11 protein-coding genes are annotated in these 15,641 nt (G+C 45.2%); 10 read left to right on the forward strand and 1 reads right to left on the reverse strand.

All coding sequences use genetic code 11. The features are described 5' to 3' along the window. The 5 genes from HMPREF0670_RS06175 to HMPREF0670_RS06195 form a co-directional block, all read left to right on the forward strand. The coding region (locus HMPREF0670_RS06175; protein ID WP_157579579.1) for a WYL domain-containing protein at nucleotides 1–479 on the forward strand (479 nt) is incomplete at its 5' end. A gap of 116 nt (nucleotides 480–595) precedes the next feature. Continuing rightward, nucleotides 596–2,455, forward strand: a complete 1,860-nt coding sequence (locus tag HMPREF0670_RS06180) for a DUF262 domain-containing protein (protein ID WP_009230292.1) — start codon at nucleotides 596–598, stop codon at nucleotides 2,453–2,455. Further along, nucleotides 2,442–4,976, forward strand: coding sequence for a DUF262 domain-containing protein (locus tag HMPREF0670_RS06185; protein WP_009230293.1), 2,535 nt, complete (start codon nucleotides 2,442–2,444; stop codon nucleotides 4,974–4,976). Before HMPREF0670_RS06180 ends, HMPREF0670_RS06185 begins: the two co-directional genes overlap by 14 nt. A 90-nt stretch (nucleotides 4,977–5,066) precedes the next feature. Continuing rightward, a complete protein-coding gene (locus HMPREF0670_RS06190) occupies nucleotides 5,067–6,716 on the forward strand; it encodes an ATP-binding protein (RefSeq protein WP_009230294.1) in 1,650 nt (549 codons plus the stop codon). Between the two features lie 484 nt (nucleotides 6,717–7,200). Beyond that, entirely contained in the window at nucleotides 7,201–7,773 is a 573-nt protein-coding gene (locus HMPREF0670_RS06195) for a metallophosphatase domain-containing protein (RefSeq protein ID WP_009230295.1), read from the forward strand. Nucleotides 7,774–7,925: 152 nt separating this feature from the next. On the opposite strand, the gene HMPREF0670_RS06200 is transcribed toward HMPREF0670_RS06195, so the two are convergent. Further along, a complete protein-coding gene (locus HMPREF0670_RS06200) occupies nucleotides 7,926–8,684 on the reverse strand; it encodes an amidohydrolase (protein ID WP_044077770.1) in 759 nt (252 codons plus the stop codon). A 1,096-nt stretch (nucleotides 8,685–9,780) separates the two neighbouring features. On the opposite strand from HMPREF0670_RS06200, the gene HMPREF0670_RS06205 reads away from it, so the two are divergent. The 5 genes from HMPREF0670_RS06205 (at nucleotide 9,781) to HMPREF0670_RS06225 (ending at nucleotide 15,637) form a co-directional block, all read left to right on the forward strand. Beyond that, nucleotides 9,781–10,776 (forward strand): AAA family ATPase, encoded by a 996-nt coding sequence (locus HMPREF0670_RS06205; RefSeq protein WP_009161543.1) that lies wholly within the window; start codon nucleotides 9,781–9,783, stop codon nucleotides 10,774–10,776. Continuing rightward, on the forward strand, nucleotides 10,776–11,654 hold the full coding sequence (locus HMPREF0670_RS06210; protein WP_009161544.1) for a DUF58 domain-containing protein: 879 nt from the start codon (nucleotides 10,776–10,778) through the stop codon (nucleotides 11,652–11,654). The genes HMPREF0670_RS06205 and HMPREF0670_RS06210 overlap by 1 nt, the downstream gene beginning before the upstream one ends. Beyond that, a complete protein-coding gene (locus HMPREF0670_RS06215) occupies nucleotides 11,651–12,730 on the forward strand; it encodes a BatD family protein (protein WP_009230297.1) in 1,080 nt (359 codons plus the stop codon). Before HMPREF0670_RS06210 ends, HMPREF0670_RS06215 begins: the two co-directional genes overlap by 4 nt. A 25-nt stretch (nucleotides 12,731–12,755) precedes the next feature. Beyond that, on the forward strand, nucleotides 12,756–13,754 hold the full coding sequence (locus HMPREF0670_RS06220; protein ID WP_009161546.1) for a vWA domain-containing protein: 999 nt from the start codon (nucleotides 12,756–12,758) through the stop codon (nucleotides 13,752–13,754). 218 nt (nucleotides 13,755–13,972) lie between these two features. Then, nucleotides 13,973–15,637, forward strand: a complete 1,665-nt coding sequence (locus HMPREF0670_RS06225; RefSeq protein ID WP_009230298.1) for a VWA domain-containing protein — start codon at nucleotides 13,973–13,975, stop codon at nucleotides 15,635–15,637. The last annotated feature ends 4 nt before the right edge of the window (nucleotides 15,638–15,641 follow it).

A 15,641-nucleotide genomic window follows, 5' to 3' on the forward strand; every position in this document is an offset into this window, starting at 1 on the left:
CCACTTTCGAGGCAGAACCTTATTGCGTTAAGATGTTTAGGCGACGTTGGTACATGGCGGCACGCTCTCCTCATTATAATAAGGTGATGGTGTATGCGCTCGACCGCATCGTTAACTTGGAGTTACTTACGGGCAACAAGTTTGCGCTGCCACTTGATTTCGATGCGAAAGCGTTCTTCAACGATTGTTTCGGCGTTATCATTGGCGACAACACTGCGACAGAAGAAGTGACACTAAGGGTCAGCGAATGGCAAGCTCATTATCTTCGCGACCTGCCTTTGCATGCCTCGCAACGCGAACTCGCGCCCGAAGACAACCGCTGCACCTTCGCCTTTCGCCTTCGTCCCACTTTCGATTTCCAACAAGAACTGCTCTCGCTTGGGGCAGACGTGGAAGTGATTGAACCCCATTGGCTGAGAGAAACGATGAAAGAGAAAATAAGGGAGATGGCGGAAAGGTATGGGGAGGAAAGAGATTAACACGCCACCAGACTTCGTTTGTTCTCTTAATGGCAACGACATTCAAATGAATGTCACCTTGAATTAGAAAAAATACATATTATGTCGAATTTGATAACACTTTAATTAATACAACAATGAGCAACAATTCATCAGACATCAACCTGAAAGCCTTTGAAGAACTTTCGGGACTTACGTTCATAATACCAAGCCTACAACGCGGTTACAAGTGGACTCCTAAAAACGTAAAGGAACTTTTGAAAGACCTTTGGGAATTCTCAAAGCAGGAAAACAAGAACATGTATTGCCTACAACCCATAGCGGTTGTTAAGCATGAAGAGCGAAAATATGAAGTTCTTGATGGCCAACAACGGCTTACCACCCTATTTCTTCTATACAAGTATCTAACCCAAAAGAATGCCTACACCTTCGAATTTGAAAGAGACAACAACGAATCCGACAACAACAGGTGGGATTTTCTAACAGCCATTGACAAAAAAGAAAAGCTGGACGACAGCCAAATCGACCGTTTCTACATCACGAAAGCATACGAAACAATTAAGGATGCTTTCGAAAAAGAACCGCAGGAGATTTTCCCTGGTTTAGAGAAAGAAAACCTTAAAGAGCTGTTCGAGGAACTATTGAAAGCAAAACGCGAGAAAAAGTCGGTACAAGTGATTTGGTATGAGACCCCAAAAGAGAAAGCGTACGAAACATTTAGAAACTTAAATAGTGGGAAAATCAGCCTTAGTAATAGCGACCTTATCAAAGGTCTCTTGCTAAATAGGGTTAACGGATTGCCTTCTGAACATCATAACATGGTAGCCCGCCAGCTTGAAGAGATGGAACAAGCGCTAAACCAAAACAAGTTCTGGTTTATGCTTTCACGCGAAGAACCCAAGCATCCATACACGCGCATGGACCTCTTATATAATGTAGTTGCTAATGTAAGAGAGGAAGAGGTAAGGATTGACTATCGCACTTCGTTCAGATGGTTTGCAGAGAACGACAATGGAAATTTACTAGAAAAATGGAAACAAGTACGCCACACGTTTTTACGCATGTATGATTTGTACACCGACACATACACTTACCATTATATTGGCTTTCTTACTTATCATCATAAGGGCGACACTATAAAGCGGATTTACAAATTAATTGAGGAGAACGAGAAATACTCCAAGCAAGAATTTATATCGCAGTTAAGAACTAGCATTCAGCAAATAGTGAATCCCGACAGAGAGAGAAAAATTAAAGATTACTCTTATATCAACAACTCGGCTAACGAATTGAGAGATTTACTTCTGCTCCACAACATCGAAACACTTCTCCAACGTTACCAAACACTCAAAGACAGCAAACAATATCAACTGCAATATGAATTCGAGCAATTCCCATTTGAAGTGCTATATAAACAAAATTGGGATATAGAGCATATTGCCTCACAAACGGACAACAGTTTGAGAAACGAGAATGAATGGACGAGGTGGCTACAAAGCATTAAGGCTGACTACCCCTCATACTTTAAGTATGACGGAGACATAAATGAAGATTGCCTCAGAGCAAAAATCCAAAGATATAAAATAGCCTTTGAGAAGGAAAAGAGCAATAATAATTTTAATCGGCTATATGCGGTTATCATTCGGTATAACGAAGAAGAAACCCTAGGCAATGAAGCCATCAAAAAAGATGAAAAAGATAACATAGGAAACCTTGTTTTGCTTGACAAGCATACCAATAGAAGTTACAAAAACGCGCTTTTCCCACAAAAAAGGAAAGCGATTATAACAGCAGACGGTTTGGGAGCTAATGTTGAGACACGACAATTCATCCCATTATGCACAATGCAATGTTTCACAAAAGCCTATAACAAAGAAAACAACGTAAAACTGAACGCATGGACCAAAGCAGATGCTGAGGCTTACTTAGAAGACATAAAAGAGAAACTTAGCAAATATTTCACTAACAAAAAAGAACAAGACAATGAACTTCATTAAAGCATTCGAAAACAAAATCATATTAATCCCACTGTTACAGCGAGATTATGTCCAAGGAAACGTTGAATCTATTATCACACCGTTCATTGAACAACTAGTAGATAAGGACAGGCACTCGGACCTTAACTATATTTATGGTTATAACGAAGATGGCAAATTCGTGCCTATTGATGGACAACAACGCCTTATAACATTGTGGCTTTTACATTTATATTGTGCAGCGAAGTCTCACAACGCGCTTAACATCAAACTCCAATTCATGTCAAGAGAATTCGCAAACGATTTTTGCGAACACTTAGATAGCAATCTCTCCATACTAGTTGGCAAATTGAAAGAACAGGATGAAGAAGACCTAGGTCACGCCATTATAAATGAGAGTTGGTTTATTTCTTCGTGGAAATACAACGAAACAGTACGTGGCATGCTCAATGCACTTAAACACATTCACCGTGAATGCAAACGCAAAGACGTAAGCGAACTATGGAAACAACTTAATTCAGATAATTGTCATATAGCTTTCTCATTCTTAGATATGGGCGGCGAACAAGGACTTGATGACGACATATATATTAAGATGAATGGACGTGGTAGACCGCTTAGCGTATTTGAAAACCTAAAATCGTGGATGGACGAACAAGTTACAACCAGCAAACAATCCACATCCAACAGGGAAGAAGAGGAAGAATGGCGCAACTTATGGCCAACATATATGGACAACAAGTGGACTGACTTCTTTTGGGAGAATAGAAACGTGGGGCAAGAACATCCTGAAGAGATTGACGACGAACAACTCTATTGTTTCTGCAATCTGCTCATTCTATATTGGATGAGACACAAAGACAAACTTAAAGACAAACTAGAAGCAATAAAGAAAGATGAAACTCTATTTGAGGACTTTCTTAGACTTCTCAAAAAAGAAGGGAAAAAGGAGGACGTCGAACATATTGTCAGCTATTTCTTTGAACGCCTTCAAAGAGCAGCACTTCCACCTTTGGTGTGGATTGAAAGATTAGAGCTTATGCCTACCGAATTTCTCCGTTTTGCTTTTGATGCTCTGAATACGCTACACGACTTATCAGATAAGATAAACAAGTCGGAAACACACATTGGCTCCATTAAAGAGGGACTAACAAAAACCTATTACCTGTCCATGTGCGTGGGAACGTTTAGAAGAACATTGCCATTGCTTTACGCAATATTGCTTTACGCAATATTGCTTTGCAATGATACTAAGAAACTGCACAATTGGTTTAGGGTTTGCCGCAACCTTATAGAGAACACAACGATTGAGCAGGAAGAGTTACCTACCATCTTAGAATGTTTGGAGCGCTTCTATACATACGTCAAAGACAAAGACCTGTCAAAAGTGTTAGCCGAAGATGAGAACATAGATACTCTATTGAATAAGTTTAGAACTTCACAAGTAAAAGAAGAACGCCAAAAAGCTGAACTGCCACAAGTATTTAGGACGGTAATTGAAAAACTGGAAAACCACCCTTTCTTCTTTGGCAGAATTGGAATATTGTTTAAAGTTCTAGGAAACAGAAATGATATTGTTGCTGACGGACTAGACAAGTTTGAGAAATGTACTGCCACTCTAAACACTATTTTCAGTAAGAAGAGCACAACAACAGTCAGCGAAGATTTCGACAAAGAAGACGAATACTTACTCAGACGTGCGTTAATGGCAGTATCCAAGCCAAACTACTATGGATACTACAAAGCCTGCGATTGGTGTTTCTGCAACAATAGAGAAGAATGGAAAGGGTTTCTCGACACTCAAACAGATGGACTAAACACATTCAAGCAACTTATTAATAATTGCATCGAGCGGTTAGGTTCTAACAATCACGATGTAGAAAAGACCTGTAAAGACTATATGAAAGAAATTATTGCTGAAACAGAGTCTGACTACGAAAGAAAGCTCAATGAGCAAGATAGAGAGAACAAGTTCTCTTTGCACTTCGTACATCATCCTGGCGTATGGAAGTACATGCAGAATAAAAAATGTCGTTGGGGTGACAACGACTTCAACATCATGCTCAAACGGCGAGATAGGGTTAACAAGATGAACCTCCGAACTTACGCGCTATACCTTGACTATTGCGACACGTCAATTAGGAAAGACCTTGTTGAGGACCGAAAGGATTGGAAATGTTTTTGTTATGAACGCGAAGATTCTTGTCTTTATTTTGAGAAACATTTTAGCAGCATTAGACGGACGATTGCCATAGATGTACTACACAATGGAAGTAAGGAGGATGACTATTCATTAAAGTTATTCGTGCGCCCCACCGATGAAGAATCCGCAAAGGGTCCTAGTGTTCTTCAAGCCACAAATGAGCAATACCTCTCTAGTATTATTAGTAAAATCCAAGACATTCAGGTCAGAATAAGTAAAGAAAGCGGACGCTACACAACGGTTGAACGATATTCGCGTGATGGCATTATCCGTGCAATAAGGACGTTTATCACAACTATTAACGCAACAATTGAAGGCAAAGCCAACGAGACAAAATAGCAATATCCTCACACATTCCCCAAGGCTGTGCCCCAATTCGGCACAGCCTCCCTTTAACTTTGCACCATCAATCAATATCAAAACAAGAAAATGGAAGCAAAGAAAGAAATGAAAGACATGAATTTGCTTGAAGCAATGGAACACATTGTGGCATTGGCAAAGGGGTCGGAACTAAGCGAAGAGTTTTATAACAAGGCAGACGAATACATCTGTTTCATCGCCGATAAGTTGCAATTGAGCAAGCGACAGAGCGTGATGCTGTCGCTCTTCGTCGACAAGAGCGACAACAGAAGCATACTCGCAAGCGACATTGCAGAGTTTCTGCAATGCACAACCATTCAGATTATCAAGTGTATGAACGATGTGGACGAACTTGTTCATCGCGAGTACATCATCAAACGAAAAGACGACCGCCAACTATCCTTTCGTGTCCCCATAGATATTGTTGAGGCTTTTAGGCACAACGAGACGTTCATCGCTAAGCCCAAGACAAACCTTTCCACTTCAGAACTGATGATGGAGCTGGAAGAAATCTTCAAGACAAGAGACGACAAAGAACTAACGTACGAACAAACCGCAGGTAAAATCAACAACTTGTTGGAGGCAAACGCCGGTTTGCTCTTTGTACAAGAACTGAAAAAGTTGAATTTAATCGACGACGAAAAAATGCTACTCATTCTCTTTTGTCATCTGTTTATAAACAACGAGGATGATGAAATAAGGTTTTACGACATCAAGTTCCTCTACAACAGTAAACGATGGAACAGAATAAAACACTCCCTTAACATAAACGTACACCCTTTACAGAGAAAGGGACTGATAGAATTCGTTAACGATAATGGGATGGCCGACTGCGAGGCATTCCGCTTAACTAGAAAGGCCAAGCGCGAACTGCTAAGCGAGTTGAACTTCTCCAGCATGTCTCAAGTCTGCAAAGGCATGATAAAGGCGAAAGACATTGTTGCCAAACAACTGTTCTACGAGAACGACACCCAACAGCAGATTGCCGAACTGGAAGGCCTACTCGATGAAAATCGCTATCAACAGATACACAGCAGAATGAAGGAGGCAGGCTTTCGCTGTGGCTTTACTTGTCTATTCTACGGGGCGCCTGGCGTTGGCAAAACAGAAACAGTGTTGCAGCTGGCACGTAAAACGGGGCGCAACATCATCCAAGTGAACGTTGAACAGATTAAGAGCATGTGGGTGGGCGAGAGCGAGAAGAACATCAAAGCTCTTTTCGACGACTACCGCAACCAGGTGGAAAGCCAATCGCTAGCTCCCATCTTGCTCTTCAACGAGGCCGATGCTGTTATTGGCATGCGCCATAAAGGCGCCGAACGGGCAACAGACAAGATGGAGAACGCGTTGCAGAACATTATCCTTCAAGAGATGGAAAGGATTGACGGCATACTCATTGCCACAACAAATCTGGTGCAAAACTTCGACAAGGCTTTCGAGCGTCGCTTTCTTTATAAGGTGAAGTTCAACGCCCCATCCATTCAAACGCGCCGCCATATTTGGCAGTCCATCATGCCCGAAATAAGCGAAGAAAGCGCAAGTTGGCTAGCCAGTCATTACAATTTGTCGGGCGGACAGATAGAAAACGTGGCGCGCAGGTATGCCATCAACACCATTCTCTATGGTCCACCAACAGAAGAACTGCCCACACTCTGCAAATGCAGTGAGAACGAAAGCAAAGAAACTTATGGCATTTCGCAAATTGGATTCAGCAAATAAATGCCTTGAAGAGTAAGGAATTAAGGAGTTAAGAAGTTATGGGGTTATGGAGTTATGGAGTTATGGAGTAAAGGAGTTATGGAGTAAAGGAGTTAAGCCAAATGCCTAGCTGCAGAGTAGCAAAAATTCTTTTCAACTCATCCACTTCTTTAATCCTAAAAACATTAACTCGTTAACAGCCCATACCTCCAAGCAACAAAGCATTTGGCTTAACTCCTTAACCCCTTAACTCCATAACTCCTTTAACTCCATAACTCCTTATACTCCTTACTCCATTACCACTTTAACTCCTTAACTCCATAACTCCTTAACCCCATAACTCCTTTAACTTCATAACTCCATAACCCTTTAACTCCTTACACTCCCTACTACTTTACTACTTTACTACTTTACTACTTTACTACTTTACTACTTTACTACTTTACTACATTACTACTTTACTACTTTACTACTTTACTACTTTAACTCCTTAACTCCTCACAATATGACCATCCTACAAATCTCCGACACCCACAATCGTCACGGCCTATTGCAAGACATACCAATGGCAGACGTACTGATTCATTGCGGCGACTTCACTGATAGGGGAACGGAAACAGAGGCGTTGGACTTCCTTAACTGGTTCATCGCCCTACCCCATCCGCACAAACTCTTCGTAACAGGCAATCACGACCTCTGCCTTTGGGATGCCGAGGGCATAGACGACCTACCCCCAAACGTGCTATTTCTTCAAGACAAGGCATGCGAGATTGGGGGTGTAAAGTTCTTCGGACTAGGTTACAACCATCATGAAAGACTTATACCCAACGAGGTTGACGTGCTTATCACCCACGAACCACCCATGATGATACGCGACAAGTCTAACGGAACACATTGGGGTAACCTGCCACTCCACAATCGCGTAATGGAAATTAGGCCCAAGTTCCACCTCTTCGGTCACGCCCACGAGTCGTATGGCACAGACGTATTTGGCAATACCGTGTTTTCCAACGGCGCAGTATTAGACGATCAATACCACCTAGTCAACGCCCCCGCAATGCTTACACTCGAAACGTAAACAAAGGGTGGCTAGTTGGCAAGCTTACGAGTTGACAAGTTCACAAGCTTACGAGTTGACAAGATAACAAGTTGACGAGTTTATCAAGACGTTATCGTCTTGCAACAAAGCATTTGGCTTAACTCCTTAACTCCTTAACTCCTCTTTCCCTTTTACAATATAAACACATCGCCATCCCTCATCACAGGGAACGTGCGGCGCAGTCCTTCCAAACTTTCTAGCGAGAGCGTGGCCTGCGCCACATCCACCTCGTTTGCTCTGCATTCGGCCAGCGTTTGGCCTTGTGGGTCTAGCACAACGGTGCCGCCGCTGTAAGCATTAGCAGGGTCGTTGCCCACGCGGTTAACGCCCAACACAAAGCATTGGTTCTCGATGGCGCGCGCCCTAAGCAACGTTTGCCAAGCAAAAAGGCGCGCCGTGGGCCAATTGGCCACATATATGGCCACATCGTAGTCGCCTCGGTTACGACTAAACACGGGGAAACGCAGGTCGTAACACACCTGCAAGAGAAACCGCAAACCACCATAGCGCACCACAACGCGGTCTTCACCCTTAGTGTAAAGTCTGTCTTCGCCCGCGTATGTAAAAAGGTGGCGCTTGTCGTAATGCCATGTCGCACCGTCGGGCGTAACGAAATAAAAGCGGTTATGTCGCCTTCCGTCCACTTCCACCGCCACACTGCCAGCCACGGCACATCCCCTGCGCCTAGCCACATCCACCATCCAACGATGCACTTGCCCTTCTTGTGGCTCGGTAACAACATCCCCGCCCACCATAAAACCCGTGGCAAACATTTCGGGCAACACAAACAGTTGGGCTTTCGGATGCTCGTCCATCAGTCGTTCCACTCGCATTAGGTTCTCTTCCTTATCGCCCCAAACGATGTCGGTTTGCAATAGTGCTATTTCCATTGTTTCATTCCTCATGTTTTGTTTTTTCGTCATACTTTGTTTCAACCGCAAAGCTAGCATTTTTCAACCGAAACACCAAAAGAAAACCCCACAAGTAACCTCAACAACTTACAAACTTATCAACTCAAAAACTCATCAACTTACAAACTCATCAACTCGAAAAACCATCAACTCAAAAACTCATCAACTCATCAACCCAAAAACTTAAATCCTTAACTTAATCTTTACAAAATACCATCTTATCCCCACACCATTCTAGGAAAAATAAGGCGTTAAAACATGCAATTTGACCCTTTTATTTCATTCGGGCTCCCCACTTTTTGTTCAATCTTAAGAACAAAAAGTGCATTTTGCACCACTTTGCCTTTCTAGTTGATGCCCAACACGCAAAAAAATCATTGCCAAAAACAAGCTATTTTCACCCAAATAGGCCCCTTTAAAGCTACTTTTGTACATGTTAGGCACAAGTATTCTATCTTATAAAAATACATTAAGCCGCAACATCTAGCGCATTTTCATTCATTTAGTCCTGCATTTAGCAGCAAATTGCGTTGCGTTTTGCACCAAATCGCACTGCGTTTTGCACCAAATCACACTGCGTTTTGCACCAAATTGCACCGCGTTTTGCACCAAATTGCACTGCGTTTTGCACCAAAATGCGGCGTTTTTTGCTGCAAACAGCACACTTTCATGTTATCGTTGCAATTTTATGCAATATCAAAGGCTTTGCCAGTGCATATAGACAACCGCCATTTTGCACAAAAAGAACGCTCGCGAGAATTGATTATTTGCGCCCGAGTGAACGTTTGGTGAATTACAAGCCACTCATAATGTTAAAATTTATACCATAAAATTTACAACGCCGACCCTTCCTCTCAATCTTAATTACAAAACTAATCGCCCGCTTAAATCAGTCTTTCGTTTAAGACTTCCAACAATACTATTTGTACGAAAAAATGGCAGAATTGTCCACAATTGCGATTGACCTATGCAAAAACCACGCAATATTTAATATTATTTAGATGCCAACATGATGAAATCTGTTATTAAAGTTGTACTTTTGCCATAAATTAATACTTTAGAAAAGTAATACATTATGGCAGAATCTTTAGACATCCGTGAATTAAACCAACTTATCGAGCAACAAAGCGCATTTATCACCAACCTGACAACAGGCATGAACCGCGTTATCGTGGGGCAAAAACACCTCATCGACTCGTTGCTCATCTCATTGCTCAGCGACGGACACATCCTCTTGGAAGGTGTTCCAGGACTGGCAAAGACACTGGCAATTAAAACTTTGGCGCAACTTGTAGACGCCGATTACAGCCGTATACAATTTACACCCGACCTCTTGCCGGCCGACGTTATCGGTACGCTCGTTTACTCGCAAAAGGAAGAGAACTTCCAAGTGAAGAAAGGACCCGTGTTTGCCAACTTCGTGCTGGCCGACGAAATTAACCGTGCGCCCGCCAAGGTGCAAAGCGCACTGCTAGAAGCCATGCAAGAACATCAGGTAACCATCGGCGAAAAAACCTTCCCCTTGCCAAAGCCTTTCCTCGTGATGGCCACACAAAACCCCATCGAGCAAGAAGGAACCTACCAACTGCCCGAGGCACAGGTAGACCGCTTTATGCTTAAAGTGGTGATAGACTATCCCACACTGGAAGAAGAAAAGCTCATCATACGCGAAAACATACACGGCGGACTGCCACAGGTATTGCCCGTAACCACGGCCAACGACATCATGAAGGCGCGCGGAGTGGTTAACCAAGTGTATATCGACGAAAAGATAGAGCAATACATTGCCGACATCGTTTTCGCATCGCGCTATCCCGAACGCTATCAGCTTGCCGAACTAAAACCGCTCATCAACTACGGCGGTTCGCCACGTGCAAGCATCAACCTCGCCAAGGCCGCCAGGGCTTACGCCTTTATCAAGCACCGCGGCTATGTTGTACCCGAAGACGTACGCGCTGTGGTTCACGATGTAATGATACACCGCATCGGCCTATCCTACGAGGCCGAGGCCAGCAACGTAACCAGCGAAGAAATCGTCAGCAAGATTATTAATAAGGTGGAGGTGCCTTAATGGATGCGCTCGAACTGTTTAAACAGGTACGGAAAATAGAAATAAAAACCCGCGGGCTAAGCAGTAACATCTTCGCGGGACAATACCACTCGGCCTTCAAGGGACGAGGCATGGCCTTCTCGGAGGTACGCGAATATCAGTTTGGCGACGACGTGCGCGACATCGACTGGAACGTAACGGCACGCTTTCGCCGACCTTTCGTCAAGGTGTTCGAGGAAGAACGCGAACTCACCGTGATGCTACTCATCGACGTGAGCGGCTCGCTAGACTTCGGAACAACGCAACGAACCAAACGCGAAATGGCCACAGAGATGGCCGCCATCTTGGCTTTCAGTGCCATACAAAACAACGACAAGATTGGCGTCATCTTCTTTTCCGACCGCATTGAGAAATACATCCCACCAAAAAAGGGACGTAAACACATACTGTACATCATCCACGAGATGCTCGACTTTAAGCCCGAAAGCAAACGAACAAACGTTGCCGCGGCCATCGAATATCTCACAAGGGTGATGAAACGCAGGTGCATCGCATTCGTGGTGAGCGACTTCTACGCCGAAAACAGTTTCCAAAAAGAACTGCAAATAGCCAACTCTAAACACGATGTTGTGGCTATTCAGGTGTACGACCAACGCGCCAAAACCCTACCCAACGTGGGGCTGATGAAGGTGAAAGATGCCGAAACAGGGCACGAAATGTTCATCGACACGGCTAGCGCCAAGCTAAGGCGCGCGCATACCGAATATTGGCTCGAAAGAATGAACACCCTTAAAACCACATTCGCGCAAAGCAACGTAGACTGGGTGTCGGTGGCCACCAACGAAGACTATGTTAAGGCAATGATGCTTTTATTTATGCAAAGAGGACAAAACAGATGATTAAACGACACATAACGCTGCTTATTGTCGCGCTCTTGGCTGTGGCAGCCAAGGCTCAGGTGTCCGTTGAACAGAAAATAGACTCGTTCGCCATCTACATCGGACAGCAAACGGCACTGCGCCTAAGCGTAACGGCACCGAAAGGACAAACGGTGGTGTTTCCCAATTTCACGCCCTCGCAAGAAATGGTGCCAGGCATTGAGGTGCTGCAAACCAGCGAGGAGGAAACCACCGAGCTAGACAATGGCATGCAAAAAACCACGAAAAGCTACACGCTTACCTCGTTCGACGAGAAACTATACTCGCTGCCTGGACTGAAAGTAAAGGTGAACAACAAGGAATACGAGGCTAACATCTTGGCACTTAAAGTGGTTACGATGGACGTAGACACGTTGCACCCCAATCAATTCTTCCCACCGAAAGATGTGCAAAACAACCCTTTCTCGTGGACGGAAGAGCCTTGGGCGTCCATGTTCTACCTCAGTGTGCTGATGTTGTTGCTTGCCGCATTAGGCGTTTACCTCCTTGTGAGGCTCAAACAAAACAAGCCTGTTATCACGCGCATACGTATTGTGAAGAAAATACTGCCCCATCAAAAGGCCATGACAGCCATCGAGCGCATAAAAGCCGAGAAGATGACTGCATCGGAAAACCAAAAGGAGTATTACACCCAACTAACCGACGCGCTAAGGCAGTATATCAACGAACGTTTTGGCTTTAACGCCATGGAAATGACCAGTGCCGAAATCATCGAACACCTGAACGCCAACGGCAATCAGGAAATGATGAACGAGCTGAAAGAGATTTTCCAAACAGCCGACTTGGTGAAATTCGCCAAATACGCCACGCTGATTAACGAGAACGATCTTAACTTGGTGAACGCTATCCAGTTCATCGACAAGACCAAGATTGAAAACCAACCCGACACAGAACGCATCGTACCTGAACTCACCGAGGCCGACAAACGAACCAAACAAACGCGCGTGGCACTCAAAACGGTGATATGGACCATCGCCATCTGCGTGGCGGCCATCATGGTTTACATCGTGTATAGCCTCTACGACGTGCTGGGTTAACAAACCTTCAAGGATAAATACCAATATGGAATTTGCAAACAAAGAATATTTCCTGCTGCTTGCGCTCCTAGTACCTTATATATTTTGGTACTTCATCTATAAGAAAAGGGGCGAGCCCACCTTGCGCATGAGCGACACCAGAGCATACCGCTACGCTCCTAAAAGCTGGCGAATGCGACTGATGAACCTGCCCGTGCTGCTTAGGTGTGCCACGTTTGCGCTGGCCGTAATCATCTTGGCCAGGCCACAAACGCATACATCGTGGGGCAACAAGCAAGTAGAGGGAATCGACATCATGCTGGCGATGGACGTTTCTACGTCGATGCTGGCCGAAGACCTCACGCCTAACCGCATGGAGGCGGCCAAAGACGTGGCCGCAGAGTTTATTGCCGACAGGCCAAACGACAACATCGGGCTCACCATCTTTGCAGGAGAGGCGTTCACGCAGTGTCCTATGACAACCGACCACACCTCTCTGCTCAACATGCTGCAAACCGTTAGGACCGACATTGCGGCCAAAGGGCTCATCCAAGACGGTACGGCAATTGGCATGGGACTGGCCAACGCCGTGTCGCGACTTAAAGACAGCAAGGCCAAAAGCAAGGTGGTGATATTGCTTACCGACGGTTCGAACAACATGGGCGACCTCTCGCCGATGACTAGTGCCAACATCGCCAAGAGTCTAGGCATAAGGGTGTACACCATTGGCGTGGGAACGAACAAGGTGGCGCGTTATCCTATGCCCGTGGCTGGCGGCGTGCAATATGTAAACATGCCTGTGGAAATAGACACCAAGGTATTGAAAGACATTGCAGCCACCACCGACGGAAACTTCTATCGCGCGACGAACAACCAAGAGTTGAAACAGATTTACAAGGACATCGACAAGTTGGAGAAGTCGAAAATGAGTGTGAAGAAGTTTTCTAAACTCTACGAGGCTTACCAACCTTTCGCCATCTTGGCTCTCATCACATTGCTTGCCGAGATATTGCTGCGCACCACTGTGCTAAGGCGAATACCGTAAAAGATGCCTCACCCCCACCCCCTCTCCAAGGGGAGAGGGGAGTAATATGCCTTGCTGTTTAAAGGTGAAAGAGTGAGAAATATGGCCAACGCCCACAAAGCTGCGCATGGTTCTAGTTGTTTTAGTGTCCCTAGTGAGCCCTGATTTCCCTAGTGTTCCTAGAATGCCTAGTTACCTAAACTCCTCAAAATACAACCCCATTTTAACTGGAAAAAGAAATGTTTAGATTCGAAGACCCTATATACCTATGGTTGCTACTACTAGTGCCAGTGCTGGCATTAGTGGCCCTCTTGGCACACCGCAAGAAAAGAAGGCAGCTCAAAGCCTTTGGCGACCCCGAACTGCTTAACGACCTAATGCCCGACGTTTCCACTTACCGCCCGTGGGTAAAGCTGGGCTTGGCCACCACTGCTTTCGCCTTGTTGGTGGTGATGTTGGCTCGTCCGCAGATGGGTACGAAGATAACCCACGACAAACGAAACGGCATCGAGACCATCATTGCCGTAGACATCAGCAACTCGATGATGGCACAAGACGTGGTGCCATCGCGCTTGGAGAAAAGTAAACTGCTTATCGAGAACCTTGTAGACAACTTCACACACGACCGCATAGGGCTTGTGGTGTTTGCCGGCGACGCCTTCGTGCAACTGCCCATCACCACCGACTATGTTTCGGCGAAAATGTTCTTGCAAAACATCGACCCAGCACTCATCGCCACACAAGGAACCGACATCGCCAAGGCCATCAACCTTTCGATGCGCAGTTTCAGCCAACAAAAAGACATCGGCAAGGCAATTATCGTGATTACTGATGGCGAAGACCACGAGGGAGGCGCGCTCGAAGCGGCCAAAGCTGCCAACGAAAGGGGCATCCACGTGTTTATCCTAGGCATCGGTAGCACCAAGGGGTCGCCCATCCCCACGTCCGAAGGAGGCTATCTCACTGACCGCAGCGGACAAACGGTGCTCACCGCACTGAACGAAAGTATGTGTAAACAGATTGCGCAGGCTGGAAACGGCACCTATATACACGTGGACAACACCAACGATGCACAAGAAAAGCTGAACAACGAGCTGGCCAAGCTGCAACGTGCAGACACGCAAGCCGTGATTTACAGCGAGTATGGCGAGCAATTCCAAGCCGTGTGCATCATCGTTATCATCCTGCTCATCGCCGAAATACTCATCCTCGACATCAAAAACCCAAAGTGGCGCAACATCCATCTCTTTGGTTCGAAGAAAAGCGCAGCCATGTTGCTCTTGCTCATTGCGCCTACATTGGCCTTTGCACAAAACGACAGGCACTTCATACGCACGGGTAACAAGCTATATCGCAACCAGAACTACGCCAAAGCCGAGGTGGAATACCGCAAGGCCATGTCGCAAAACGGTAGCAATGCGCACGCCGTTTACAACTTGGGAAACGCGTTGATGATGCAACAGAAAGACTCGGCGGCCATTGCGCAACTAGAAAATGCAGGTAAGATGGAAACCAACAAAACCCGTAAGGCTATGGCCTACCACAACATTGGCACCATCTGCCAAAGGCATCAACTATACGGCGATGCCATCAAAGCCTACCAAGAGGCACTGCGCAACAACCCCAACGACAACGAAACGCGCTATAACCTTGCCCTATGCAAGAGGTTAAACAAGAACAACAAGAAACAACAAAAACAACAAAAACAACAAAAACAAGAACAAGAACAGCAAAAACAGCAAAAGGAGAAAGAGAAACAACAACCCAAACCCAAGGAGCAAATGAGCAAGGAAAATGCCGAACAGCTGCTCAATGCTACCATACAAGATGAGAAAGCCACACAGCAAAGGCTGAAGAAGGCAATGCAACAGCCGTCGAGAAGGACGGTTGAGAAGAATTGGTAACGAT

This window comes from Prevotella sp. oral taxon 317 str. F0108, assembly GCF_000162415.1.
Taxonomy (GTDB): domain Bacteria; phylum Bacteroidota; class Bacteroidia; order Bacteroidales; family Bacteroidaceae; genus Prevotella; species Prevotella conceptionensis.